The organism is Pseudomonadota bacterium (assembly GCA_030860485.1).
Classification (GTDB): domain Bacteria; phylum Pseudomonadota; class Gammaproteobacteria; order JACCXJ01; family JACCXJ01; genus JACCXJ01.
Genome location: JALZID010000059.1, coordinates 1 through 26,063, shown reverse-complemented (window position 1 = coordinate 26,063; position 26,063 = coordinate 1). Strand labels below are relative to the sequence as shown.

Here is a 26,063-nt window from a genome sequence, read left to right as displayed (position 1 = left end):
GCTTCACCAGGTCGCTGAGCGAGCCCGCATTTCTCACCAGCACCCGGCTGCAACCGCCGATCCGCTCGGCCTAGGGGCAGCCACGGGGGTACGCCCCTAGGCCTCGCGATGGCTCGACAGAGCCCAAAGCCCCGTTACCCCGCGCAGCACGAGAGCTGCGTCACGTCCCTGGTAAAGGTCTGCGCGCAGAGCTTGAACCCCTCGACCATGGTGAGGTAGGGGAAGAGTTGTTCGGCGAGGTCCCGCACGGTCAGGCGGTGGCGGACGGCGAACGCGGCCGTCTGGATGATCTCCCCGCCTTCCGGCGCCAGCACCTGGGCGCCGAGCAAGCGCCCACTCCCATGCTCGGCGACCAGCTTGATGAAGCCCCGGAGGTCGAAGTTGGCGAGCGCCCGCGGGACGTTATCCAGGGTCAGGGTGCGGCTGTCGACCTGGAAACCCTGCTCACTCGCTTGCGCCGCCGTCAGGCCCACGGTCGCGATCTGCGGGTCCGTGAACACGACCTCGGGCACAGCGGATAGGTCCACGGCCGCCTCCCCGCCCATCATGTTGATCGCTGCACGGGTGCCGGCTGCTGCGGCGACGTACACGAACTGCGGCTGGGCCGTGCAATCCCCGGCGGCATAGATATGCTCGGCGCTCGTCCGCATGTGGTCGTTGACGACGATGGCGCCGCGCGCGTCGGTGTTGACGTCCACTCGGTCGAGCCCCAGGCCGGCGGTGTTCGGTGTCCGGCCCGTCGCGACCAGCAGGCGATCGCCGATGAGGGTCTCCCGGTCTAACTCGATGCTGAAGCGCTTGCGGAACCAGCGGCTTCCGTAGCGCACCCGCTTGACTGCGGTATAGGTCAGGACGCGCATGCCTTCGCCTTCGAGCGCCGCTTCAAGCCCATCCCCGATGGCCGGATCGGTCTTGGAGAGCAGGGTCGAGCGCGCGATGAGCGTGACCTTCGAGCCCAGGCGCAGGAACGCCTGCCCGAGCTCCACGGCTACCACGGAGCCCCCGTAGACGATGAGATGCTCCGGCAATCGTTCCGCCACGAGCGCCTCGGTCGAGGTCCAGTAGGGGGTGTCCTTAAGACCCGGCGTCTCGGGGATCGAGGGGGAAGCGCCGGTCGCGATCAGGATACGCTCGGCGCGCAGGCACTGCTCCTGGCCCCCCGGCTCCTTCACCATCAGGGTTCTCTCGTTGGTAAAGTGCGCGGATCCACGTCGGAGCGTGATGCTGGGATTCGATTTTAGGATGTTTTCGTACTTGGCATGCCGCAGCTCCTCTACTCGACCCTGCTGCTGGGCCAGAAGCGCTCGGCGGTCGAGGACGGCCGTGCGCTTCTTGATGCCGTCGAAGGGGTGCTCGGATTGCAAATGCGCGAGATGGGCCGCGCGGATCATGATCTTCGAGGGCACGCAGCCGACATTGACGCAGGTCCCCCCTAGGGTGCCCCGCTCGATGAGCGTGACCTCGGCGCCTTCCTCGGCCGCGCGGATCGCGCAAGCAAACGCGGCCCCCCGCTTCCGATGATCGCGACGTGGAGAGCGCCTCGCGATCTCCGTCGCGGTCTGACGGAAGGCGCGGGCGTGTCGACGAGCGAGATGTGCGGCCGGTCCGAGACCCCCTTTGCGGCAGTCGAACCCTTGCGATCCAGCACCTCCGCGCCAAACCCTTTGCCCTGCACCGTATCGATGAGCGTCGCGCTATCGACCCTCACGTCGGTCTTGATGCGGGCGGTGCCTTCGTCATACGAAACCTTCGCTTCGACTATCCCAGCCACGCCCGCCAGGGCGTCCTCGATCGACTTCGCGCAGTGATCGCAGGCCATCCCGGTGATTTGCAGCGTATAGGTGCTGATCACGTCCCGCGAGCTTATTCCGCCAGGCGGGACGGATAACCCGCGTTGGTCGTGGCGTCGATCAAGGCCGCGACATCGGTCTTGGCGCCATCATAGATCACGATCGCGGTCTTCGCCTCAAGCGACACCTCGACCCGGGACACGCCGTCGATCCGACCGAGGCTCTTCTTCACCACCGGCGGGCAGGTGGCGCAGCTCATGTTGTCCACGCGGAGCGTCACGGTTTTCTCGGCCGCGGACACCAGGCCCGCCACAAGGGCCATTACGACCGTCGCACATCCCATGAGGAGCTTTCGCATATTCGTCTCCAGGCTTAGGTCTTGATAAGAAATGGCGCGAGGTGGGGAAACGCGAGCGCCACGGCGATGATCGCGGTCGCGATCCAGAGGCTCGCCTTCGCGATCCGGTCCGAGTAGGGTTTGGCGCAATACGATCCCGGCGCGCACACCATCCTGGGCTTCCGGTACACCATGAAGAACCCGGCGGCCAGAAAGCCCAGCGTGACGACCACGAAGTAGGGTTGATAAGGCGCGAGCGCCGTCAGATTTCCGATCCACGCACCGCTGATCCCAAGCGCGAAGAACAAGAGCGGCAGCACACAACAAGACGAAGCCGCGAGCGCCGCGACCACGCTGCCGACGGACACGAGCGCCTTCCCGACCGGTTGAGCCTTGGACGCGCGACTGGCCACGGCCGATCGGGTATCCAAAGGTCTATTGGACGCTATCATCATCCCTCCTCCGAGGCCTGTGGCGTAAGATAGACCCTGTAGCCACTACGGAGTCAAGCGGCGCGTCGACGCAAAGGGGCGTATGGATTATCGGGCCCTTCGCGCCGCGCCGCTCGGGCATCCTCGCGTCGCGAATCGGCCCGTCATTCCAACCCGCGCCACGACAAGGTCCACCCTCCCGGCCAGAGGGTACTGAGGAACGTGATGCCACCTGGGCCACATTCGTTATAGACTCTTGGCCTGATAGACTTTGGGCCTGGCACGCCGGGCGGCGCATGACAACGCCGAGGGGGCACGTTCCATGGGGTTCTTAGGGGGCAAGCGCGCCCTCATCGTGGGGGTCGCGAGCAACCGCTCGATCGCTTGGGGGATCGCCAAGGCCATGCGTCGCGAGGGCGCCGAGTTGGCGTTCACCTATCAAGGCGAGCGGCTCAAGGGCCGCGTCGAGGAGCTCGCGGCCGAGGTCGACTCGGAGGTCACCGTGCCCTGCGATGTCGCGAGCGACAGCGAGATCCGGGCCGTGTTCGATCACCTGGACAACTTCTGGGACCACTTCGACATCCTCGTCCATGCCGTGGCCTTCGCGCCGCGCGAACAGCTCGAAGGCAACTATCTCGACACCGTGACCCGCGAGGGCTTCCGCATCGCCCACGAGATTAGTTCCTACAGCTTCACGGCGCTGGCCAACGGCGCGCGCCAGAGTATGCACGGCCGCAACGGTGCGATGCTGACGCTCACCTACCTCGGCGCGGTCCGGGCCATGCCGAGCTACAACGTCATGGGACTCGCCAAGGCGAGCCTGGAGGCCAATGTGCGCTACATGGCCCAGGGCCTAGGGCCCGAAGGGATCCGAGTGAACGGGATCTCCGCCGGGCCCATCCGCACGCTCGCGGCGGCCGGGATCACCGGCTTTCGCCGCTTTCTCGATCACGTCGAGAAGACCGCCCCGCTCCGGCGCAACATTACCATCGACGAGGTCGGAAACGTCGCGGCCTTCCTGTGCTCGGATCTCGCCTCGGCCATCACCGGGGAGATCACCTACGTGGATGCCGGATTCAATGTCGTGGGCATGGCGGGAGGGTAGCGTCCCCGGGCGCCTGTGCGGCTCTCCGCCCCGCGTGGGCGGACTGTCCCGTGCATCGCGCCTTTGGTCAGGCGAGGCGTGCGCCTCCCGCGGTGGGCTTCCGGCTGCCTACGATTGACGGTATAGTAAATGCCTTAAGGACCACCTACAACTCCAATGGGGTAACGGTATGGGGAAAGGACAGGCTCATCTCACGGTCGCTCTGGTCCTCGGGGCGTCTGCCTTTTGCTGCGGCCCGGATGCGGTGGCGGACATCTTCAAGTATGTCGACAAGCACGGCCGGGTATTCCTGACCGATCGGCCGGACCGGCCCGGCTACAAGCTCCTGGTTCGGACCTGGAAAGGCTGGAGCCAACCGAGCTTTACCCACGGCGCCAAATATCGGGCAGCGTACAACGCCCTGATCGCAAAGGCGGCAACTACCTACCGGCTCCCGAACGCCCTCCTCCACGCCGTGATCACGGCAGAGTCCTCGTATAACGCCAACGCCATCTCGCGCGCCGGGGCGGTGGGGCTCATGCAGCTCATGCCGGACACGGCCCGACGCTACGGCGTCTCGAACCGCACCGATCCGCGTGCCAACATCCACGGGGGTTCGCGTTACCTGCGCGACCTGCTCGGGATGTTCAACAACAACCTGGTGCTGGCGCTCGCGGCCTACAACGCCGGCGAGAACGCCGTGATCCGGTACGGCAAGAAGATCCCCCCGTATCCAGAGACGCAGACCTATGTCAAACGGGTACTGGAGTTCTACAAGCGCTACCGCCTCACCATGTGAGCACGGCGCGGTCTAGCGGTCGCCGCCTGCCAAGGCGGTCGTGAAGCGCCGGGATGTGCCCCCCTTATACGTCCCCTTTCATATGCCCACTATAGGGGGCTGTGCCCGCGACCGTCCTCCAGGGAGCGAAGGGGTTGTCCACGCCTTGCAGCGCCGGGGCCAAGGAGGGGAGGTGTCGCCCGAGCAGGCTGGCCATGCCGTTCTCGCGGATGTAGTCGATCCCGTCGCGCGTATACACCTCCGGGGTGTGGTCGGAGGTGAAGAACCGGTCGCTCTTCAGCCGCCGCCCGGCCATCAGCACGAAGACCCGGAACGCCGTCTCGCTGAAACCGAAGCCGTCGGGGAGCGGCTCGGCGTAGAGGCCGACCATGAGGTCGACCTTCTCGATATCGTTACCGTAAAGCGCTCGGATCTCTTCGCGCCACTCCGGGTTGTCGGTCAGCTCCTCGAAGGACGTCACGGGTTCCTTCCGGAGCAGCCGGCGGAATTGGTTGTAGCGCGGCACGCCTCTCTCGCGGTCGCGCAAGACGTCCACCATCGCCAGATCGATACGCTGGCCGTCGCGCTCCAGGTTCTGCAGATGGCGCGGGTAGTTGTGGAGCGTGATCGCGCCCGGGTGCGACACGCCGAAGGAGTAGAACAGGTCCGTCATCGAGTGCCTCTCGATCACCGGCCGGCTGTTGCGGCCGGCGACCTCGGGCAACGAGTAGCGGGCAAGTGCTTCGCCCGTGGCCGCCGAACGGAACACGAATTCGTCGGGCATCAAGGGGTGCATGCGGTAGACGGAGACGAACTCCTCGGTCATGCTGTAAGGCGCCGTGTAGTGATCCGGCTCCGACCCGATGATCCCGCCCAGCACATCGCTCCGGTTCAGCGGCTTGAACAGGTCCTGGATGCGCTCCCCGAACGGGCCCGACCACTGGACATTCATCCCGGTCTTGACGTACGGATGCGCCAGGATCGCGGGAGTCCATTCCACCGTGTGGATCTTGGCCATGAGCGCCGCGTTGATGAGCCTGGCCTTGGCGTATAGCGCGTCATCCGACCAGCCGGGATGGAGCGATTTCAGGCGATCGCAGATCGCGTTGTGCTCCCGCGTGAAGAGCGCGTGCAACATGCTGAGGCCGATCCACCAGTTGTCGGTGACGCCGGCGATATCGATACCGGTCGCCTCATCGACGAACGAAAGGCCATCGTCGCGGATCCGGAGCCTGCCGTCCTGGAAGGTCCGCAGCCTGGAAGCGGTCGCGACATTCGCGCCGTAAACCTGCGAGCCGTCCCACCAATGTGGGTGGAGGTTCCGGTAGGCGGGCGGCCGCGTCGAGCCGGGCGGCGCCGGGTCCGGCCGGGTGCGCGGGACGCGCATGGCGCCATAGTCTCCCGGCTCGCCCGAGCGATCCCCCGGCGTCCCCGGCACCTCGATGTGCTCGCTGTCACTCTGTTCGTGCACGAACCAGTCGTGCACCATGAACTGGATCCAGCTCGCGGCCATGAGATTGAGCGAGGTCGCCGGTTGGAACGCATGCCGCGTCATGAGCTTCTGACTCACCGCGCGCGGGTTGGGGTCCAGCAACGTGGCCGTCTCCGGGTGCGTGTGCTCCAGGGCGAAGTTCCGGCCGAATCGCGTCCCGGCGCTGCCCATCCTCGGATACGCGAGGTCGTTGTAGGCTCCATCCAGTGTCCGTTCCTGACGGTATTTCGGGTCCGCCACCGGCGGATCGACCTTCTCGAAAGGGGGCTCTTCCGTGTCGTGCAGGTTGCGCTCGCGCAGCTTGTTGCGGATCCGGATGATCTTGAGCGCCGCCAGGAGCCCGGGCAGGCGATACCACGGTCTAGCGCCTAACAGGCGATCGAAGAGCTTCCCAAGCATGGTGCCCCCTCATGAAAAATACGGGTCCGGGTCAGACTGCAACCTCAACTTCTAATTGCTCAACGTGGGTTGCCGGTTGTTGCCGCGCTGGATGACGTGCTGTGGGACGGTGGTCAGTTCATACCGAGGTTGGTGAGGCGGCGAGGTTCTGTATCTCCGTGACGTAACCTGTCCCGTAGGACACTCTCATCAGGACAAGACCGGGTTGGGGCCGGGTCACCGGTATGTCCGTCGTCGATTGGTCGGGGCGAGAGGATTTGAACCTCCGACCACCACCACCCCAAGGTGGTGCGCTACCAGGCTGCGCTACGCCCCGAGTGAGATAGTCTATTGTAGTCCAGATCCGCCCGGAAAAGGTATCCGAGGGCAAGGCATCGACGGTCAGGGAATCACCGGCGCAAGAGGTCCAACAAATCTTCCAACTCGGTGCGGAACTGTCGGATGATCTGCTGACTCACGCTGGAATCGGCCTTGACCTCGTCCCCGGAGAGGCGCTGGCGGGCACCGCCGATGGTGAACCCCTGTTCGTACAAGAGGCTGCGGATCTGGCGGATCAGGATCACGTCCTGGCGCTGATAATACCGTCGGTTGCCACGCCGCTTGATGGGTTTGAGCTGGGGGAATTCTTGTTCCCAGTAGCGCAGGACATGCGGTTTGACCGCGCACAGATCGCTCACCTCACCGATGGTGAAGTAGCGCTTGCCCGGTATCGCGGGCAGATCGTTAGTGTTCGATGCTTCCAGCATAGGCTTCTACCCGCGCCTTCAACTTCTGCCCGGGTCTGAAGGTGACCACCCTTCGCGCCGTGATCGGGATTGGCTCCCCGGTCTTGGGGTTGCGGCCCGGACGCCGGCTCTTGCTGCGCAGATCGAAGTTCCCAAAGCCCGACAGCTTGACCTGCTCCCCCATTTCCAGGGCACGGCGCATCTCCTCGAAGAACCCTTCCACGAGGTCCTTGGCCTCCCGCTTATTGAGGCCTAGCTCTTCGTGCAGCCTCACCGCTATCCAGGCCTTGGTCAGCGCCATTCTCGATCCCCGTCCGCCCGTATCGTGAGCCCCCGTATCGTGAACCAAGTTGCCCTCCGCCGCGTGTTCCACCCGTTTGCCCAAACGCCTTCACCCGTCCGCCTACCCGGAACCCTGCGCACTAGCCTGAATTTCTTTGGCCGCGGAGTCGGGCGCCGAGGGTGTCTTGGAGTCGGATCAGCACCCGCTCCACGAAGGCATCCACCTCTTCATCTATAAGAGTGCTAGAAATGCCTTGAAAGATCAAGCCTATGGCAATGCTTTTTTCGGCTGTGTCTAGGCCCTCCCCGCAATAGAGGTCGAAAAGCCGTGCCTCCTGCAGCACTTCGCCGGCCTGGCCGGCGATGCACCCGAGCACCGCCGCGGCCGGGGTCTCCCGATCCACCACGAGGCTGAGATCGCGCCGCACGAGCGGGAACCTGGACAGCGGCCGGTAGCTCGGCAGCTCGCGCCGGCACAAGGGCCCGAGATCGAGCTCGAAGAGACACACCGGGGTCTGCACGCCGAGCGCGCGGGCAGTGAGGGGATGGAGGGCGCCGATCACCCCCACCTCGCGCCCGGCCCGCAGGACGCCCGCGGACTGATGGGGATGCAAGGCCGGATCGGTACGAGGACGGAACTCGACCGCGCCTCCATCCGCACCCGCCCGGGCGAGCAAGGCCTCGACGTCGTTCTTCACATCGAAGAAATCCACCGCACGGCGTGGCTCCGACCACTGCTCCGGGACACACGGTCCAAAGGCGACCCCGCCGATCTTGGGGCACTGCTCCAGCTTCCCGTCCGCCAGCCGGAACACGAGCCCGATCTCGAAGAGGCGGACGCGCGCCGCTTGGCGGTCCTGGTTGTCCTTCAAGGCCTCGAGCAACCCCGGCCACAGACTGGGCCTCATGACGCTCATGTCGCTGGCGATAGGGTTGGCGAGTTGCAGCGTCTCGACCCCCGGCATCAGCCGCCCCAGGTTCACGGGATCCACGAAGCTGTAGGTGATGGCCTCTTGATAACCGCGGTCGCACAGCACTTGGCGCAAGCGCGCGGTGTCCAGCGCTCTTTCGGGTCTCGGGTTTATCTTGAGGGCACCGAGCGGAGACCGGCCCGGGATGCGCTTGTAACCCCGTATCCGCGCCAGCTCCTCGATGAGATCGGCCTCGATCGCGACATCGAAGCGAAACGACGGCGGCCGCACGCGCCAGATACCCGCCTCCGAAGCGGCTGGCCCTGGCTCCGCGGCCACGGACATCCCGAGGCGGGACAGCACCTCCGCCACCTCTTGGGCCGGCACATCCACCCCCAGCAAGCGGCGGATCCTGAGGGCCCGGAGTGTGATGGCATGGCGCGCCGGCAGGTGCTCAAGGGCGCGCTTCGAGACCACGGGACCGGGGCGCCCGCCGCAGATCGCGATCAGCAAGGCCGTGGCGCGCTCCATGGTCCGGTCCTGGATCTCGAAGTCCACGCCGCGCTCGAAGCGGTGGGAGGAGTCGGTCTGCAGGCGGTAGACGCGTGCCTTGCCGGCCACGGCAGCGGGCGCGAAGAAGGCGGACTCCAGGAACACATCGGTGGTGTTCGGGCCGACGCCGGTGTCGTGGCCGCCCATGATCCCGGCCACGGCCACCGCCCTGTTGCGGTCGGCGATGACGAGGGTCTCGCCCGTGAGTGCCAGATCCTGGCCATCAAGCAGGGTGATGCGCTCCCCCTCCCGAGCATGGCGCACCTCGATCGGGACGCCGAGCCTCGCGAGATCAAAGGCGTGCATGGGCTGCCCCCACTCCAGCATCACATAGTTGGTCACATCCACGATAGGGCCGAGGCACCGGACGTCGGCCCGTCGCAGCCGCTCACGCATCCATAGCGGGGTGTGGGCGCGAAGGTCGAGACCTCGCACGATGCGCCCGACATAGCTTGGACAGGCGGCTGGGGCGAGCACCCGCACCTCGAGGACATCGGGGATGACGGCCGCAACGGGGCGTACCGCGGGGGGCGTGACGGGGCGGCGGAACAAGACCCCGATCTCGCGGGCGATGCCGGCGAGCCCCAGGCAATCACCCCGGTTGGGGGTCAGGTCCACTTCGATCGCCTGGTCATCCAGGCCCAGGAGATCCCAAACCTCGGCACCGATCGGGCTGCCGGTTGGTAGCTCCAGGATCCCAGCGCTTGGATCCTCGAGCCCCAGCTCGTCGGCCGAGCACAGCATTCCCGCAGAGGCCACGTCGCCGAAGGCCGCGCGGCCGATCACGCGCCCCCCGGGCAGGGTGGCGCCGGCGCGCGCCCAGGCGACCCGCAAACCGGGACGCGCGTTCGGTGCCCCACAGACGACGGTATGCGCATCCCCTTCCCGACCGAGTACCGAGCACACCCGGAGCCCCGGGCCCCCAAGGTGTGTCTCGACGGTCCTGATCTCTCCCACCTCGACACCAGAAAAACGGCTTGCCACCGGGGTCACCGCCGCCACCTCCAGACCGGCCAGGATCAATGCTTCCGCGAGCGCGGCCGTCGGGACCTGGGGATCGACCCACTCGCGCAGCCATTGCTCACTGAACTTCATGGGTCGGCTCAGCGGAACTGCGCGAGGAAGCGAACATCGTTCTCGAAGAAGATGCGCAGATCGTTCACCCCATAGCGCAGCATGGTCAGGCGCTCTACGCCGAGACCGAAGGCGAAGCCCGTGAAGCGCTCGCTGTCGATGCTGACGTGCTCAAAGACCCTGGGGTGGACCATCCCGCACCCCAGGACCTCCAGCCAGCCGCTGTCGCCGCATACCCGACAACCGCCGCCCCGGCACATGACGCAGCGGATGTCCACCTCCGCGGAGGGCTCCGTAAAAGGGAAGTACGAGGGCCGGAAGCGCAACGCCAGATCCTCCTGTTCGAAGAAGTTGCGCATGAGGTCTTCGAGCACGCCCTTGAGATCGGCGAAGCTCACGTCCTCGTCCACCATGAGTCCCTCGACCTGATGGAACATGGGAGTGTGCGTCAGATCGGAATCGCAGCGGTAGACACGCCCCGGTGCGATGATGCGCAAGGGCGGTGGGCGCCTCTTCATCGTCCGGATCTGTACCGGGGAGGTGTGGGTGCGCAAAAGGGTATGGGCATCGAAATAAAACGTATCCATCGTGGTGCGCGCGGGATGATGCGCCGGGATGTTCAAGGCCTCGAAGTTGTGGTAGTCGTCCTCCACTTCCGGGCCTTCCACGACCTCGAAGCCGATCTGGCAGAGCAGGGAACACAGGCGCTCCAGGGTGCGGGTCACGGGGTGTAGCCCACCCAGGGCTTGGCCGCGGCCCGGGAGCGTCACGTCCAGTTTTTCCGACGCGATGGCGCATTCCATTTCGGCGTCCCGGAGCGCCCGGCGGCGCGTCTCCAGGGCCTCCGTGATCGCGAGCTTGGCGCTGTTGATGGCCGCTCCGGCCTCGGGGCGTTCGCTCTGAGGTAGGCCACCGAGCTGCTTGAGGAGCCGCGTCAGTACCCCTTTCTTCCCGAGCCAACGCACGCGCGTGGCCTCGAGCTCGCCGAGGTTCTGCGCCTCGGCGACGGCCTGCCGTGCCTCGTCGAGCACCTGGGTCACATCGTTCATCGCTTGCGGCTGTCGCCTTCGAGTGTTCAGTACCACGAGGCCGGGCGTGCACGCTCGACCCGGACAAAAAAACGGGGAAAGGCCCGCCGGCCTTTCCCCTGCCATTCCCTATCGAACCCCCCTTATCGAATCTGGTATCGAACCGGGTTCCCCGGCCCCCTGCCGAGCGCCGCAGGGTGTGCCGCCCGGCCTAAACGAGCCTCAACTCGAGTACTTAGATTCGGTTTGGGCCGCCTTGGCCTTTTCGGCGAGGCGCGCGAAGGCCGGGGGATCGGTCACGGCCAGATCGGCCAGGACCTTGCGGTCCACGTCGACCGAGGCCATGCGCAAACCGTTCATAAAGCGGCTGTAAGACAGCCCGAACTGGCGCGCGGCGGCATTGATGCGCGTGATCCAGAGCCCTCGAAACTGCCGCTTCCTCTGGCGCCGGTCGCGGTAGGCGAACTGCTGTGCGCGTGTGACGGCCTCCTTCGCGATCCGAAAGACGTTCTTTCGTCGGCCGCGAAATCCCTTGGCCTGCGCCAAGACCTTCTTGTGTCGTGCGCGCGCGGTGACACCGCGTTTTACCCTTGCCATTTTCCCCCTACCTCGTTCGACTATACGGCAGCATCTGCCGCACCGCCTTCTGATCGGCGGCGTGGATCATCAAAAGCCCCCGTAGTTGGCGCTTACGCTTGCTGCTCTTCTTGGTCAGTATGTGGTTCTTGAACGACTGGCGATGCTTGAAGCGGCCAGTCACGGTGGGCTTGAACCGCTTGGCCGCACTACGATTCGATTTCAATTTCGGCACTGGATCCGACTCCCATAAAAGGACTCACTCGAATGCGAGACCAACCTAAGAGCGCGCGAAAACACCTGCTGCGCTCGCGGACCGCCGGGCACTCATTGCCGCTTGGCGGGCGACATCACCATGACCATCAGGCGCCCTTCCATCTTCGGCATCTGCTCGACCGTTGCCTTGCCCACCAGATCCTGCTCGACCCGCTTGAGCATCTGCGCCCCGAGGTCCTGATGCGCCATCTCCCGCCCGCGAAAGCGCAAGGTCACCTTCACCTTGTCTCCCTGATCCAGGAAACGGACTACGTTGCGCAGCTTGATCTGGTAGTCCCCCTCGCCGGTACCGGGCCGCAGCTTGATCTCCTTGACCTGGACCTGCTTCTGTTTCTTCTTCTGGACGTGGCGCTTCTTGTTCTGATCGAAGATGAACTTGCCGAAGTCCATGACCCGGCAGACCGGCGGTTCGGCGTTCGGCACGATCTCGACCAGGTCCAAGTCGTTGCCCTCGGCGGCCTTCAGCGCCTCTTCGAGAGTGACCACCCCCACCTGACCGCCGTCGGCCCCGATGAGCCGGACCGTCGGCGACGTGATCGCGTGGTTCACGCGATTCTTTTTCTCTAACGCGATGTGCTGATCCTCCGCAAGTTACGACCTTGGTGACGATACCGGCCGGCGGGCGCGCCACCCCATTTCCGACTCGATGCGCTCGGCGAACGCGGCGATGGGCATGGACCCCTGGTCCTCCCCGGCGCGCGTTCGCACGGCCACGCTCCGGTCCGCCACCTCCCGGCCCCCCACGATCGCCAGGTACGGCACGCGGGAGAGCGTATGCTCGCGGATCTTAAGGCCGATCTTTTCGTTTCTCAAGTCGGCCACGGCGCGGATGCCGGCACCCTGCAGCGCGCGCTCGACCTCTCGGGCGTATTCGGCATGCGCATCGGTGATGCAGAGGACCGCGACTTGCAGCGGCGCGAGCCACAGCGGCATGATGCCGGCGTGCTCTTCGATGAGGATGCCAATGAAGCGCTCCAGCGATCCCAGGATGGCCCGGTGCAGCATGACGGGAACGCGCCGCCCGCCGTCCTCGGCCACGTACTGGGCGCCTAGGCGCTCGGGCATCGAGAAGTCCACCTGGATGGTCCCGCACTGCCACACCCGCCCGATGCAGTCGGTGAGCGAGAACTCGATCTTGGGCCCATAGAACGCCCCCTCGCCGGGTTGCAGTGCATAGGCGAGGTCCTTGTGTTCCAAGGCCAGCGCTAGCGCGGCCTCCGCCTTGTCCCATACCGCGTCGCTGCCCACGCGGGCCTCGGGGCGTGTGGACAGTCGGATGATGATCTTATCGAAGCCGAAGTCCGCATAGACCGAGTACAAGAGATCGATAAAGGCCGAGACCTCGGACTCGATCTGGTCCTCGGTGCAGAAGATGTGCGCATCGTCCTGGACGAAGTGCCGGACCCGCATGAGCCCGTGCAGGGTCCCGGAGGGCTCGTTGCGATGGCAGGACCCGAACTCGGCCAGGCGCAAGGGCAGGTCGCGATAGCTCTTGATGCCTTGGTTGAAGATCTGCACGTGACAGGGGCAGTTCATGGGCTTGACCGCGTAGTCGCGATTCTCGGAGCTGGTGGTGAACATGACCTCGCGGAACTTGTCCCAGTGCCCCGAGCGCTCCCACAGGCTCCGGTCCACGACCTCGGGGGTGCGCACCTCCTCATAGCCGTGGCGCCGGAGCCGCTCGCGGATGTAGCCCTGCACCTCCTGGTAGAGCACCCAGCCCTTGGGGTGCCAGAACACCATGCCGGGGGCCTCGGGCTGCATATGGAAGAGGTCGAGCTGGCGGCCGAGCTGGCGGTGGTCGCGGCGCTCCGCTTGTTCCAACCGATGGAGGTAGTCGTCCAGGGCCTTCTTGTCGGGCCAGGCGGTGCCGTAGATCCGCTGCAGCATCGCGTTGCGCGAGTCGCCGCGCCAATAGGCCCCGGCCACCTTGGTGAGCTTGAAGGCCCGGAGGCGCCCGGTGCTCGGGACGTGCGGCCCGCGGCAGAGGTCTACGAAATCCCCCTGCCGGTAGAGCGACAGTTCCTCCCCTTCCGGGATCGACGCGATGATCTCGGCCTTATAGTGCTCCCCCATACCGCGGAACAATTCTATCGCCTCTGGGCGGCCCAGGACTTCGCGGCTGACCGCATGGTCCTCTTGCGCCAACTGCCGCATCTTTGCCTCAATGGCCGCCACATCCTCGGGGGTGAAGGCGCGCTCGAAGGCGAAGTCGTAGTAGAACCCGTCCTCGATCACCGGCCCGATGGTGACCTGGGCGCTCGGAAACAGGCGCTTGACGGCCTGGGCCAGGAGATGAGCAGTGCTGTGGCGCAGGATTTCGAGCCCCTCGGGTTCGTCAGCAGTCACGATCCGCAGGTGCGCGTCATGGCCGATCCGGAACGCGGTGTCGACGAGCCGGCCGTCGACCTGGCCGGCGAGTGCGGCGCGCGCGAGGCCGGACCCGATCGAAGCCGCGATTTCGGCGACGCTAAGGGCGGCCGGATACTGTCTCCGGCTGCCGTCCGGCAGGGTGATGGCGGGCATGTTCTACCCATCCTCCATGGCCGGTACGAGGGGCTCTATGGTCGGATCCTCAATAAAAAAGCACCGCCGCAGCGGTGCTCCGGTCTTCCGGGCGGGGCTGCCGCCCTGCCGGACAGTCATTGGTAGGCGCGATTGGACTCGAACCAACGACCCCCACCATGTCAAGGTGGTGCTCTAACCAACTGAGCTACGCGCCTGAAGGAACGCGGAGGATATCGTAAACCGCGAATCGTGGCCACCCTCAGTCTTTTCCAACATGGCAGGGGCCCGGTGACCCCGGCGGCCCAGTGCCCTGGGCAAGGCACATACCCAACGCCCGGCACCGGTGAGCCTCGGCCTCTGACACCGTCAACAGCTCGTGCAGCCCGCGGGCGTCTGCCCGTCCGATTGCACGATGGCCGTGAAGTGGCTACCTTGTCCTGCTATGGCGGATGGGGGCGCGTATGGATCCCGAGGAACGGACAGTCGGCAGCGCTCTGGCCATGGCGCTCTCGTGGCTCTGCATGGCGGTTCGGGCTGACCGGGCGGTACAACGCTCGGCGCCGGGTCTGCCCTGAGAACCAGACGGGTCCGCAGTGCCACCGTGAGCATCGAGGCCCATTCCGACGAAACCGCAATGCCAAGAGCCCAACCATTCCGCGATGTGCTGACTGGCGCGATCTTCACGCCCAAGATCAGCGAGAGAAAGCTGGCGGAAAAACTCGACGCGGTCAAACAGACCCTGCCGCTCCCGGTGATCTGGCTGCTCGGCAAGGCCCAGTCGGGCAAAAGCGCCCTGATCCGGGCGCTCACGGGTCGCGACGATACCGCCATCGGCAATGGCTTCCAACCCTGCACGCGTACCGCGCGTCTCTACGACTTCCCTGACACAACGCACTGTTTCGTCCGCTTCCTGGACACCCGGGGGCTGGGCGAGGTCGATTATGACCCGACCGAGGACATGCGTTTATTCGGGCAACAGGCGCATCTCTTGATGGTCGTGATGAAAGCGATGGATCACGCGCAACAGGAGGTGTTACAGGCCTTGCGGGCGATCCTGAAGGAACACCCAGGGTGGCCGGTGATCGTGGTTCAGACCACCCTGCATGAAGGCTATCCCAACCGGGCCACGCCGCATCTCGATCCTTATCCCTATGCCAGCACTCCCTGGCCGCCGACCGTGCCCAAGGATCTTGCACGCTCGCTGCTTAAGCAGCGGGAGTGGTTTGCTGATATCGAGGCGGCTTTTGTGGCGCTAGATTTCACCTTGCCCGAAGACGGCTACGCGCCAGTCCATTACGGGCTCGACGCGCTATGGGCGGCGATCGAGGCCGCCCTGCCTTTGGGGTTACGGGCGCTGTTCCAGAGCACGGAACACATGGAACAGCTCCGCGACATCTATGCCCAAACGGCCCACCCCCACATCCTGACCTATGCCTTCCTCGCCGGAGGTCTGGAGGCGATTCCGATCCCCATGGTCAGCGTGCCGTTTGTATTGTCGCTGCAGGCGAAGATGCTGCAGGCCATTGCCTCTATCTATAATCAGGAGCTCACGCACGAGCGCTACGCAGAGATCGCGAGCGCCCTGGGCCTGGGCTATCTCTTGCGCTGGGGCGGCAGGGAGCTGATCAAATTCATCCCGGCGTACGGGACCGCCATCGCCTCGGTCTACACCGCTGGCGTGACCTATGCCCTGGGCAAGACCCTGTGTTGGTATTTCAGCTCGATAAAGAAGGGAGACGTGCCTGACAGGGCGGTGCTCGAGCGGATCTACGCGGAGGAATTGCGGGCCGGGCGGGAATTGTTAGCGCGCTACGTGCAAGCGCTACGGTCTTGAATCTACTTATTTTCTTCAGGGCCTTGCACCGTCATGACCACCCGGGCCTCATCGATGAAGTTCTCGCCGCGCTGGCTGGCGGCGATTGCGGTGATCGTGCTGCCTGCCATCACCCTGCTGCCGCTGGGACTCGTGTGGCTATGGCAACAGGGGCTGATCCTGGAGTGGCTGCTGGTACTGGCGTGCCTGGCTGGGGCCGCCTGGTTGATGCTGGTGTGGCTGAACCGTAAGCACACGGTCGCGCTCACGGACAAACCCGAGGTGCAGCCGGACCCCCACTGGCCAGACCGCAACCGCGCCGCCTGGGATAAGGCCACCGCGATCACGGAGAAGCTCACGCTCGCGGACTACCCGCTCGACGACCCCGCCAGACTCATCGAGCTGGGGCGAGAGACGATCACGGCCGTCGCCCGACATTATCACCCGAAATCGAAAAATGCGCCATTCGAGATCGCGATCCCCTATCTCCTCATGATCATCGAGCTGGTCAGCAAGGATCTGAGAAGACTCCTTGATAACATCCCCTTCAGTCATATGCTGACCATCCACGATCTGATGCGCGGGCACAGCCTCGCGAGCTTCACGAGCAAGTGCTACGACGTATACCGGCTGGGTTCCCTGGCCATCAATCCCGTGGCGGCCGTGTTGCGCGAGCTGCGCGATCTGACCACGCACCAGGCTCTGAGATACCCCGCCGATGAAATCAAGACCTGGTTATTGCAGAGCTATGTGAAGAAGGTCGCCTACTACGCGATCGAGCTCTACAGTGGGGCCTTGATCTTGAGCGATCGACCCACTGCTGAATATATAACTAAATACTCGCGCACAGACCTTGAGCGCCGGCCGCCCGCCGAGGAACCATTGCGGCTGCTCGTGCTGGGCCAGGTCAAAGCCGGTAAATCCAGTCTCATTAATGCCCTCTTCGGTGAGCTTCGGGCCATGACCGATGTGCTACCCCTGACCTCCGGGATCATCCCCTACGTATTGGAGCGCGATGAAGCGAGGCGCATGATCGTCCTCGATAGCGCCGGCTATGCCGGGCCGGCGGCGGATCAGGGATTCCATGAAGCAGAGGCCGAGCTCTTGCGCAGCGACCTGATCCTACTCGTGTGCTCGGCCACCAACGCCGCGCGACACGCAGACCGGCAGCTACTTAATAATATCAACGTCCTGTTTCAGCGTCGTCCCGATCTGATCGCGCCCCCGCTCCTGGTCGTCCTGACCCATGTCGATCAGCTCCGTCCCCTGCGTGAATGGGACCCGCCCTACAATATTGCCCAACCCCAGCGGCCCAAGGAGCAGGCAATCCGAGCGGCCATGGAGGCAACGGCCGAGGACCTGGGGATCGATGTGGGCGACGTGATCGCGGTCAACTCGCGGCCTGAACAGATATACAATATCGAAGAAGGGGTGATCCCGGCGATCCTCGGCAAGCTCGATCACTCGCAACGGGTACAATATCTACGCTGCCTGCGGGAGCTCAAGCGGGAGGATCATTGGAACCGCCTGCGCGAACAGGCCTGGAAGGCCGGCCGTATCCTCCTCGCTGCCGGTGCGCGCATGGCGGCGGAGACTATCGCGAGGTTGAGCGATGAGGTAAAAGGGCGTTCGCCTGACTGATTACCACCGCTTGGTACAATGTACTGGAACGCTCTGTGTCAAGAAAGTTGAGCCGTCAAGCCCCTACCGCGCAGAGGGCCGCGTCGATTTCGCGGGGAGATTCCCGGCGCGGTTTTTGTCCACAATGGCCACGATAATCAGCACAAAGGCGCACAGCCGTACCAGGTAAAAGAACGGTTCCTGTTCCTTGGACACGGCGGTTAAGCCGAGGGCGACGCGATTCAATGCCTCCACAAAGAAGGAAATGGCGAAGAAGAGAAAGAACCGGTCGCGGGTGTTCTTCCAGAAACGGAGAAAGAACATCGCCGCAACAAGCGAAGCCATAGCAATGGCGCCCAGGATAACCGCATTCATAGCCGCACCTCAGTCCACTTTCCAAATCAATCCGTACAAAAGCACCAACATAGCCAGCAGACCGATCCCCAGACGCCACGTCGATAAATCACTGCCCGGAACGATCAGTTTATCGACGACCACCAGGGCGTTGTTGGCGGTCAGTCCCACGAAACACAGGCCGCTCCAGAGCAGGAACGGATAGCGGCTGCGGCGGTAGGCCTGGAGCAACAGGACGGCGCATAACAGCGCGGTGATCGCGCATAACGTATAGATGACGGTAGCCATATCAGTCGCCCTTGCGCAGCTTGAAGGCGTCGGCAAACTCTTGGACCCGGGTCCGGGGCTTGGCGTGGATCAGGTGAGTCACCGGAATGAGATATTCCGCGTAGAGCGCGGCAACCCGGTCGATCATGGTGGCAAGCTCGCCTGAGGCCGGGTGATACTGATAGTCACCGAGCGCGTCCGGCGCGGCGGCTAAAAAACTGTCCGCGGCTAAACGTTCCAATACCACTGCCGCTTCCTGAGTGGTGATGTACAGCCGTTTGGCGAGCGTCTCTGCACTCCAGGCACACGCCGGATCGGCGCGCAGGAGCAGCAGTGCTTCCAACTGCGCGATGGAATCGATATGCCGGAGGAGAAAGTCCAGCATGTCGTTTGGAATCAGCGCCTCATCCATGCCTGAGCTCTACGGGTCACATTGTCGCCAATTTTTTCGTTTGAGCAACGGACACATTGCGCGGGTAGTGGTGCAGTTTGGCGTGAGACGCGGCGCGCTAGGGTCATAGATCGGTGTTCGATCAAACGGCCTTGGCAAATGCCGAGCCAGAGGGCAGGAGCGCCAATGGACGCTCTGGCACCTCATTGTTCTGCTGGTTCCCAAGCTCCGGATTGGGAACCGTGTCCGTGAAGCTCCCGCTTCACGTCTCCATCACCAGACCCGCATCACCTCGTTCAAGCCTTCCTGCCCCACATAATTCCGGGCGTTGGAGTAGCGCCAATGCTCCGGCTGGTCGACATAGCCGCATTTGACCGGGTTCTGGTGGATATAATCCAGGTTAAATCAACAGCCCAATATGGTCAACCCAACGCCCACTGCCTGAATTCCTTCCTTCGATACCTCAACATGCTTCGAAGCCGTTACCGTGTTCGACAAATCAGCGTTGGACGGCCGCCTCTTTTTCGGCGGGCGTTACCCTCCACACGATGTTGCCAACGTCGTCGGCGACCAGCAGCGCGCTCGCTCGGTCGACCACCACGCCAACCGGACGACCCAGCGCCTCCCCGTCCGCATTGACAAAGCCGGTCAGCACATCCTCGGGCGTGCCGGCTGGTCGACCATCGACGAATGGCACAAAAATCACCTTGTAACCGCTCCGCGGCTTGCGGTTCCATGAGCCGTGCTGACCGACGAACGCCCCGCCCGCATACCGCGCCGGCAAGAGATTTCCCTCGTAGAAGGCAAGCCCGAGACAGGCGGTGTGCGGGCCGAGGGCATAGTCGGGCACAATCGCATTCGCGACCAGATCCGGCCGCGGAGGCTTCACCCGCTTGTCGACATGCTGGCCGTAGTAGCTGTAAGGCCACCCGTAGAAGCCGCCGTCCTTCACCGACGTCATGTAGTCGGGGACGAGGTCACTGCCCATCTCATCGCGTTCATTGACCGTGGTCCAGAGCGCCCCACTCCGGGGCTGCCAAGCAAGACCGTTCGGGTTGCGTAAGCCCGAGGCGAAGACCCGCGAGCCGCCTGTGGCAGGATCGACTTCGAGAATTGCGGCGCGGTTGACCTCCTTTTCCAACCCGTTCTCGGCCACATTGCTGTTCGAGCCGACCGTCGCATAAAGGCGGGAACCATCGCGGCTTGCGATGACATTCTTGGTCCAGTGATGGTTGGGTGGGCCTGCGGGCAGATCGACGATCTTTACTCCCGGGGCGGTGATCTCCGTTTCCCCGCCGCGATACGGGAAGCGCACGATCGCATCGGTATTGGCGACATAGAGGCTGCCGCCGACGAGCGTCATGCCGAAGGGCGAATTCAGCCCTTGCAGAAAGGCGCTTCGCGTTTCCGCCATGCCGTCCCCGTCGGCGTCGCGCAGCAACCTGATGCGGTTGGCGCTTGGAACGCCCGCACCCGCGCGCTCCAAGAATCGATTCATAACCCAGCCCTTAATGCCTGCCCCGTCCTCGGGCCCGGGCACGGCGTTTGTTTCGGCGACGAGCACATCGCCGTTGGGAAGCACATAGAGCCAGCGCGGGTGATCCAGCCCGTTTGCGAAAGCGCTCACGGTAAGGCCGGCGGCGGCGGTCGGGGTCGTACCGGCGGGCCATCCCTTCGCCGGAGCGATGTTGACGGTGGGGATCAGCGTGGGATTCGCCGCCGGCAACGTCGGCTGCGGGCCGGTACCAGCCCGCACCGGCAATGTCGCGCGTTCTCCACAGGCGGCAAGACCCAGCAGCGAAAAGCTGGCGAGCACAGGGAGAGTGATAGCGTAGCGCATCAGGTATCCCCTAACGCCTTACAGTAGGAACGCTTCTTCGTGCGCCTTGCGACTCTTTCTTCGCGCCGCCTTTCCTGGATGACTTCTTCCTGCCGCGTGTCTTTTTAGCGCCGCCGATCTCCTCTAACATGTCGGAGAGGTCAAAGCCGAACAACTGCTTGATCTTCGCGTTGAGCGAGGGCATGACGAGGCTGTTGCCCACCGTGGAGAGTTCGTCAACGAGGGTGTCAGCAAAGGCGGCTACCTCAGAGCGTTTGCGCCCGGCGGGCTTCGTATTCTTGTGTGCGTAGCCGAGAGTGTAGCCTAGAGCGAAGCCGGCTGACAGCGCGCCCACGCTCCAGACAATAGGGTCCTTTTGAAACTGTTCCCGGTAGTCGAGCACCCCGCTGACAGCCTCCTTTACTGATTCGTACTGGTCTTCGACAGTGTCCTTGATTTCCTCGACGGTCTGTGAAATAGACTCGCGCGCCTCCTCCATTTGGCGTTGGAGTTGCGCTTTGCCAGGCTCTCTCCTCCCGCCTGTTCGTAGTGCCCGGGCGCCTTGTAAGTCTCTTTCTTTAACCACTGGCCTTCCCCCTAACTCGCTTGTCACTAACAGGCTGAGTCGGTTTATGACTCTCGCTTCAACCACTGCTTGTCCTTTTCGAGCTGCTTGATGCTCCTTTCGGGCGCGAGGTTCTGTTTCGCCAATCGATCTTTAGCTCTTATCATGACAGCTGCCCCGATGATCAAATAGATCACGCCCACAATAATAAAGCCGAGCGCGTACTTGACCGGCTGGATGAGCAGAGTCTCTTCAAATAGCGCGGAAACCAGGAAGGCTATAGCCATGTTCAGCAGCGAGAACCCGACGACTGCGATTATACCCCCCACGCCGATAGAGACGAGCCCGCGCAGATACGCGTTTACGTCTTCTTTGATCTCGAGCTGCAGCAGGCCGAGTTTGGTCTCCAGTAGAGTGACTATATCTTCGCCCAGGCGACCAATCAGCGAGGGCAAGCTTTCGTCGCCCGCATCCGCGTTCGCACCGGTTACGCTCTTTTTAGTATCACCCATGCCTTGTGCCTCCTTTATGGGATTCGACGATTGGCCCTGAGCCAAAGAAGTGTAACGGGTCCGTCTCGTTTTATCGTCAGCCCGACCCGATGGGTCAGGGCATAATCATTCGACGGGGTCTTGAATTCACGAAGGTAATCATGCGTGAACCGCCGCGAAGTTCCAACGATGGGGTTCCTCACCCCATCATGAGTCACTACTGGAGGCTTAATTGCTAGATCCAGATTTTCTGGTAGGCCTCCCGCCTTTGTTTCCGCCTTGCTTATCGAGATCCGCAGCCCTTTCGCCCGTACCCGCAGCCTCTTCGCTCTTACCCGCAGCCTCTTCGAGCGGCCCTATGATCGCGCGAACTGCGCCCGCAGCCGCTCCGGCCAGCACTTTGACCGCCGTCTTCTTCATTTCCGTCTTAACGACTGAATCCTTTTTAGGGCTGCGCTTCTTAGTACCGCCTTTCTTACTCGCGGACTGCTTGCGTGCCGATGCTTCTTTGCTTGCCTTTTTTGCTGCCATTGTCTTTCTCCGTAAAGTGATGGTGTTTGAACGCCATCGTTGTAGGGGTCGTGAGATGGGCGTCCGGTGACGCCTTCGTTCAGTTGCATCAGAATATCAAAATCAATGCCGTTTCTCGACTGATTCCTGACCCGTATCGATGAGGAACCCCTTTCCGGTACTGTCTATCTACCTGTGGTTTGAGCCTGACTCTCGGCGAGACTCCCTCGTCGGTGCGCGCCAACTCTAGTATCGACTGTTCCACTCTCACCCTTCACGCCTTTCACTCGTTCACCCCTTCGACTCTTTCCGTCCCTTCCGGTTCTTGAGAGGGAACAATGACGAGACTTTCTTTCGGTTCGCTGTATAGTGCGCTGTCGGTGTATTTCTGGTGCAAATACTTGAACCCAACCACGAGCGCCGCGCTCGCGGGCAGCGCCAGCAGCACGCCGAAAAACCCGAACAACTGGCCGAAAGCGAGCAGCGCAAAAATCACCAATACCGGATGCAGCCCGATGCGGTCTCCCACCAACCAAGGTGTGACGACCATTCCTTCCAGTAATTGCCCGAGGAAGAAAACGATCCACACGGGGATCAATCCTCCGAAACTTTGGAATTGAATCAATCCGGCGAGCGTGGCGAGCACGAACCCTACGATGGCGCCGAGATAAGGAACAAAGCAGAGCAGCCCCGCCAGGATGCCGATCGGCAGCGCAAAGTCCAGACCGACGAGCCAAAGGCCCGTGACGTAAAAAACACTTTGCAACAGCATGACCGACGATTGGCCGCGTAAAAATTGTCCCAGGACTTTATCGACGTCGCGAGTCATGGCAATGGTTTCGTCTCGAGCGCGTATTGGAATCGTTTCGCCGATATGCGTAATCATGCGGTCCCAGTCGCGCAATACGTAAAACAACACCACCGGCACGAGCACCAGATTGATCACGAATTCGACTAATGCGAGACCGCCGGTTGTCAAACTAGGTATCAGCTTGGCCGCGAAACTTTTGGCGGCGGGAAGATTCTCCATCAGCGCCTGTTTGATTCCCTGGATATCCAGCTCGAAATCAATGCCGAAACGATCCAACCAGGGTGTTACGTAAGAGCTTAGCGCTTCCAGATGTTGCGGATAACGTTGCATCAATGTTGCCGCCTGCTGTTCGAACAAAGGCACCAGAATGACCAGGATCAAGATCATAAATCCGATCAGCAAGAACATGACTATCAAGACACCGAGTGTGCGAGGAAGTTGTTTGGCTTCCAGCCGATCCACCAGCGGGTCGCCCATGTAAGCCAGGATCGCAGCTAATAAAAACGGCGTCAGGATTGGGCTCAAGAGGTAAATGAGAACGGCAATGACCACGGCAAGCGCGAGCCAGAAAAAAGCACGCGCGCTTACAACTTGGTCAGAAGACATCAGGTTAAAATCGGTGGCGCTTGCGGTAGACGGTCCGAATCGGTAAGAATTACAAACTAGAGGTATCTCCGAAGGGACTTTGTCGTTAAGGATAAGAACTTCAATGAAGTTCCGCAAGGCCGCCATGCGATTCATGGCGGGTAGCGGGTGTGGGGCCTTGCAAGGGTGGAGAGGTGTGCATCCTTGGATGTTGGGCTGATTTTCCTCTCAGAGGTTGTGAAAAAACCGTCGCGAGCGAAGGGAGATCGCGTTCCGCCGGAGCGCAGGAACCGGAGTGTATGTTGAAATACATGAGGATTCCGAGCACCGCCGGAACGCGAGATCCCGAGCGCAGTAGGTTTTTTCACAACCTCTCAGTCCTTGCAGGCGCTCGAGTGCCGGCGATCGTGCCGCGACCCATCCGCCCGGTTCAATGCACTGGGCGCGAGGCGCTCCGTAGACGCGATGGTCCCCCCGCCGAGGCACTCCTCGCCCTGATAAAGCACCACCGCCTGACCGGGCGTGACGGCGCGCTGGGGCTCTTCGAACACCACCCGCGCCCGGCCCGCCTCCAGGGCCACGATGGCACAGGCCTGGTCCGGCTGCCGGTAGCGCGTCTTGGCGCTGCACGCGCAGGGCAGCGCGGGGGTCGTCCCGCCGACCCAGGACAGCTCCGTCGCCGTGAGGGCACGGCTCATGAGGAGAGGATGGTCATGCCCCTGGGCCACGACCAGGACGTCGTTGTCGAGATCCTTGGCCACCACATACCACGGTGATTCCGCGGCACCGGCGACCCCCCCGATGCGAAGCCCGGCGCGCTGGCCGAGGGTGAAATAGAAGACACCGGGGTGCTCGCCCACGGTCTCGCCTGCCACGGTCCGGATCTCTCCCGGCCGGGGCGCGAGATAGCGGGCGAGGAACGCCTGAAAGGGACGCTCGCCGATGAAGCAGATCCCGGTGCTGTCGCGTTTGTCGTGCACGGACAGACACGCCTCGCGCGCCAGACGCCGCACCTCGGGCTTGGTGAGCCCGCCGAGCGGGAACAGCCCGCGGCCGAGCTCTGCCTGACCGAGCGTATAGAGGAAGTAGCTCTGGTCCTTGTCGCGATCCACGCCCTTGAGCAGGCGATAACGGCCGCCCTGCCGCGCGATCCGCGCATAATGGCCCGTGACGATGCGCTCGGCGCCGCGGGCGAGTGCGTGGTCCAGGAACAGCTTGAACTTGACCTCGCGGTTGCACACGACATCGGGGTTTGGCGTACGGCCCTCACCCACGTCCATGAGAAAGCTCGCGAAGACGCGCTCGCGGTACTCGGCGGTGAAGTTTACGACATCCACCTCGATCCCGATGCGCTCGGCCACCGCCACGGCGTCGATGAGATCGGCCCGCGCGGGGCAGTAGTCCTCGCTGTCGTCGTCTTCCCAGTTCTTCATGAAGACGCCGGAGACCTCGTAGCCCTGGCGCTTCAAGAGCAGCGCCGCGACCGCCGAGTCCACGCCGCCCGACAGCCCCACGGTGACGGCCGCGGCCGGACCGGGCTCGCGCGACGGGATCACGGCAGGCCCGCGAGGTCCGCGATGACCGCGAGCGGAAAGCGCCGGCCGGCCAGGTAATCGTCAAGACAGCGTAGGACCAAGGGAGTGCGCAGGCGGTCGCTCCGTCCCACGAGCTCCGCGCGCGTGAGCCACACCGCCCGCACGATCTCCGCATCGAGCGGTCGGGCCGGGTCGTGCGCGACACAGGCGCCATGGAAACACACCCGCAGGTAGGTGATGTGGCTCCCTGGGTTCCGGTACAGGTACAACCCCACGAGCCCCGCGGGCTCGAACCGATAGGCCGTCTCCTCCAGCACCTCTCGGCGCACGCCCTCCACGAGCGTCTCGCCCGGCTCCAGGTGCCCGGCCGGCTGGTTGAACACCCGCCGACCCGCCTCAATGGCCTCCTCTACCATCAGGAAGCTGCGGGCGCGCTCGGCGATGGCCGCCACGCTGACGCGAATGACGGGCTCGGCCACGCTACGGAACCAGGCTCCGAGGCAACATGCGACGGAACAGATGGTCGCCCGGTCTCACGGCATGGGCCACGGCCGCCAGCACGTGCACCCCGACCAGGACCGCGAGCGTGATGGCGCTGGCCTCGTGGATATCGGTGAAAAGCTCGTTCAGGAACGGCTCCTTCCAACCCCATTGCGGCAGGGGGAAACCCGAAGAAGCTAGTGCGATAGCCACTGAAGGAAGGCGATAGATACCCCGAGACCGGCTGCAGGAAGATGAGCGCGTACAGGAGCCCGTGATTGCCACGCGCCAAGACGTTTTGCCACCGGGCCATCGACGCCGGTAACGGCGGCGGCGGGGGTGGGTCGCGCGCCATACGAGCCTGAGCGCGGCGAGCAAAAATACCGTGAGCCCGACCGACTTGTGCAAGGCAAAATAGGCGCTCCGATCCGACCCTTTCGGCAGGTCCTTCATATGGGAGCCTCTAAAAATTGTGGTGAAAGCCTATACTGCCGCGGCATGTTACAAGGGATTTCACTATCCAGGCCGATTTTGGAGCAGCATCAGGGATCTAGATCGGCCTTTTTGAGGGGATCATCC

At 63.4% G+C, this 26,063-nt stretch carries 26 protein-coding genes, 2 tRNA genes and 2 pseudogenes; 4 read left to right on the top strand and 26 right to left on the bottom strand.

The features are described 5' to 3' along the window. Positions 1-134 precede the first annotated feature (134 nt). The 3 genes and pseudogenes from merA to M3461_03465 all read right to left on the bottom strand — a co-directional run bounded on the left by merA (position 135) and on the right by M3461_03465 (position 2,582). Positions 135-1,819, bottom strand: a pseudogene (merA, locus tag M3461_03475) (mercury(II) reductase). Positions 1,820-1,863: 44 nt separating this feature from the next. Beyond that, entirely contained in the window at positions 1,864-2,148 is a 285-nt protein-coding gene (merP, locus tag M3461_03470; protein MDQ3773488.1) for a mercury resistance system periplasmic binding protein MerP, read from the bottom strand. A gap of 14 nt (positions 2,149-2,162) precedes the next feature. Beyond that, positions 2,163-2,582, bottom strand: a complete 420-nt coding sequence (locus M3461_03465; protein MDQ3773487.1) for a mercuric transporter MerT family protein — start codon at positions 2,580-2,582, stop codon at positions 2,163-2,165. Positions 2,583-2,880: 298 nt separating this feature from the next. Here M3461_03465 and M3461_03460 point away from each other — a divergent pair, with 298 nt between their 5' ends. Then, positions 2,881-3,663: an enoyl-ACP reductase gene (locus M3461_03460; protein MDQ3773486.1), complete on the top strand. Its 783-nt coding sequence runs from the start codon at positions 2,881-2,883 to the stop codon at positions 3,661-3,663. A gap of 169 nt (positions 3,664-3,832) precedes the next feature. Next, positions 3,833-4,441, top strand: a complete 609-nt coding sequence (locus tag M3461_03455; protein MDQ3773485.1) for a lytic transglycosylase domain-containing protein — start codon at positions 3,833-3,835, stop codon at positions 4,439-4,441. Between the two features lie 64 nt (positions 4,442-4,505). Here the strand turns inward: M3461_03455 and M3461_03450 are convergent, their stop codons facing one another. The 11 genes from M3461_03450 to M3461_03400 all read right to left on the bottom strand — a co-directional run bounded on the left by M3461_03450 (position 4,506) and on the right by M3461_03400 (position 14,458). Beyond that, on the bottom strand, positions 4,506-6,311 hold the full coding sequence (locus M3461_03450; protein ID MDQ3773484.1) for a peroxidase: 1,806 nt from the start codon (positions 6,309-6,311) through the stop codon (positions 4,506-4,508). 239 nt (positions 6,312-6,550) lie between these two features. Then, positions 6,551-6,627 (bottom strand) — tRNA-Pro (locus tag M3461_03445). A gap of 73 nt (positions 6,628-6,700) precedes the next feature. Next, positions 6,701-7,057 carry a MerR family transcriptional regulator gene (locus tag M3461_03440; GenBank protein ID MDQ3773483.1) on the bottom strand — a complete coding sequence of 119 codons (357 nt, stop codon included), beginning with the start codon at positions 7,055-7,057 and terminating at the stop codon, positions 6,701-6,703. Continuing rightward, on the bottom strand, positions 7,035-7,337 hold the full coding sequence (gene ihfA / locus M3461_03435; GenBank protein MDQ3773482.1) for an integration host factor subunit alpha: 303 nt from the start codon (positions 7,335-7,337) through the stop codon (positions 7,035-7,037). Before ihfA ends, M3461_03440 begins: the two co-directional genes overlap by 23 nt. A 121-nt stretch (positions 7,338-7,458) precedes the next feature. Next, positions 7,459-9,876, bottom strand: coding sequence for a phenylalanine--tRNA ligase subunit beta (gene pheT, locus M3461_03430; protein MDQ3773481.1), 2,418 nt, complete (start codon positions 9,874-9,876; stop codon positions 7,459-7,461). Between the two features lie 8 nt (positions 9,877-9,884). Further along, the gene (pheS, locus tag M3461_03425) at positions 9,885-10,904 is read right to left on the bottom strand and encodes a phenylalanine--tRNA ligase subunit alpha (GenBank protein ID MDQ3773480.1); all 1,020 of its coding nucleotides are present in this window, start codon (positions 10,902-10,904) and stop codon (positions 9,885-9,887) included. A gap of 201 nt (positions 10,905-11,105) precedes the next feature. After that, positions 11,106-11,480 (bottom strand): 50S ribosomal protein L20, encoded by a 375-nt coding sequence (gene rplT / locus M3461_03420; GenBank protein MDQ3773479.1) that lies wholly within the window; start codon positions 11,478-11,480, stop codon positions 11,106-11,108. 7 nt (positions 11,481-11,487) lie between these two features. Continuing rightward, positions 11,488-11,694, bottom strand: a complete 207-nt coding sequence (gene rpmI / locus M3461_03415; GenBank protein MDQ3773478.1) for a 50S ribosomal protein L35 — start codon at positions 11,692-11,694, stop codon at positions 11,488-11,490. Between the two features lie 92 nt (positions 11,695-11,786). Next, entirely contained in the window at positions 11,787-12,284 is a 498-nt protein-coding gene (infC, locus tag M3461_03410) for a translation initiation factor IF-3 (GenBank protein MDQ3773477.1), read from the bottom strand. A 42-nt stretch (positions 12,285-12,326) separates the two neighbouring features. Then, positions 12,327-14,261, bottom strand: coding sequence for a threonine--tRNA ligase (gene thrS / locus M3461_03405; protein ID MDQ3773476.1), 1,935 nt, complete (start codon positions 14,259-14,261; stop codon positions 12,327-12,329). A gap of 120 nt (positions 14,262-14,381) precedes the next feature. Beyond that, positions 14,382-14,458: transfer RNA gene (locus tag M3461_03400), tRNA-Val, on the bottom strand. 419 nt (positions 14,459-14,877) lie between these two features. On the opposite strand from M3461_03400, the gene M3461_03395 reads away from it, so the two are divergent. Continuing rightward, complete coding sequence (locus M3461_03395) at positions 14,878-16,077, top strand: GTP-binding DUF697 domain-containing protein (GenBank protein ID MDQ3773475.1); 1,200 nt, start codon at positions 14,878-14,880, stop codon at positions 16,075-16,077. A gap of 54 nt (positions 16,078-16,131) precedes the next feature. Beyond that, on the top strand, positions 16,132-17,697 hold the full coding sequence (locus tag M3461_03390) for a 50S ribosome-binding GTPase (protein ID MDQ3773474.1): 1,566 nt from the start codon (positions 16,132-16,134) through the stop codon (positions 17,695-17,697). A 63-nt stretch (positions 17,698-17,760) separates the two neighbouring features. Here the strand turns inward: M3461_03390 and M3461_03385 are convergent, their stop codons facing one another. The 12 genes and pseudogenes from M3461_03385 to M3461_03330 form a co-directional block, all read right to left on the bottom strand. Next, positions 17,761-18,051: a DUF5985 family protein gene (locus M3461_03385; protein MDQ3773473.1), complete on the bottom strand. Its 291-nt coding sequence runs from the start codon at positions 18,049-18,051 to the stop codon at positions 17,761-17,763. A 9-nt stretch (positions 18,052-18,060) separates the two neighbouring features. After that, a complete protein-coding gene (locus M3461_03380; protein MDQ3773472.1) occupies positions 18,061-18,318 on the bottom strand; it encodes a DUF5985 family protein in 258 nt (85 codons plus the stop codon). Position 18,319: 1 nt separating this feature from the next. Beyond that, the gene (locus tag M3461_03375; protein ID MDQ3773471.1) at positions 18,320-18,709 is read right to left on the bottom strand and encodes a hypothetical protein; all 390 of its coding nucleotides are present in this window, start codon (positions 18,707-18,709) and stop codon (positions 18,320-18,322) included. A gap of 252 nt (positions 18,710-18,961) precedes the next feature. Next, positions 18,962-19,087 (bottom strand): annotated as a pseudogene (locus tag M3461_03370) (transposase). Between the two features lie 100 nt (positions 19,088-19,187). Continuing rightward, positions 19,188-20,528: a sorbosone dehydrogenase family protein gene (locus M3461_03365; protein ID MDQ3773470.1), complete on the bottom strand. Its 1,341-nt coding sequence runs from the start codon at positions 20,526-20,528 to the stop codon at positions 19,188-19,190. 10 nt (positions 20,529-20,538) lie between these two features. Further along, positions 20,539-21,006: a hypothetical protein gene (locus tag M3461_03360; protein ID MDQ3773469.1), complete on the bottom strand. Its 468-nt coding sequence runs from the start codon at positions 21,004-21,006 to the stop codon at positions 20,539-20,541. 131 nt (positions 21,007-21,137) lie between these two features. Further along, entirely contained in the window at positions 21,138-21,584 is a 447-nt protein-coding gene (locus M3461_03355) for a phage holin family protein (GenBank protein ID MDQ3773468.1), read from the bottom strand. 207 nt (positions 21,585-21,791) lie between these two features. Then, on the bottom strand, positions 21,792-22,094 hold the full coding sequence (locus M3461_03350) for a hypothetical protein (protein MDQ3773467.1): 303 nt from the start codon (positions 22,092-22,094) through the stop codon (positions 21,792-21,794). A 262-nt stretch (positions 22,095-22,356) separates the two neighbouring features. Further along, positions 22,357-23,625, bottom strand: a complete 1,269-nt coding sequence (locus M3461_03345) for an AI-2E family transporter (GenBank protein ID MDQ3773466.1) — start codon at positions 23,623-23,625, stop codon at positions 22,357-22,359. Between the two features lie 218 nt (positions 23,626-23,843). Next, complete coding sequence (gene mnmA, locus M3461_03340) at positions 23,844-25,025, bottom strand: tRNA 2-thiouridine(34) synthase MnmA (protein MDQ3773465.1); 1,182 nt, start codon at positions 25,023-25,025, stop codon at positions 23,844-23,846. After that, complete coding sequence (locus M3461_03335) at positions 25,022-25,420, bottom strand: NUDIX hydrolase (protein MDQ3773464.1); 399 nt, start codon at positions 25,418-25,420, stop codon at positions 25,022-25,024. Before M3461_03335 ends, mnmA begins: the two co-directional genes overlap by 4 nt. Before the next feature lie 64 nt (positions 25,421-25,484). Further along, the gene (locus tag M3461_03330; GenBank protein ID MDQ3773463.1) at positions 25,485-25,937 is read right to left on the bottom strand and encodes a cytochrome b/b6 domain-containing protein; all 453 of its coding nucleotides are present in this window, start codon (positions 25,935-25,937) and stop codon (positions 25,485-25,487) included. Positions 25,938-26,063: the final 126 nt, after the last annotated feature.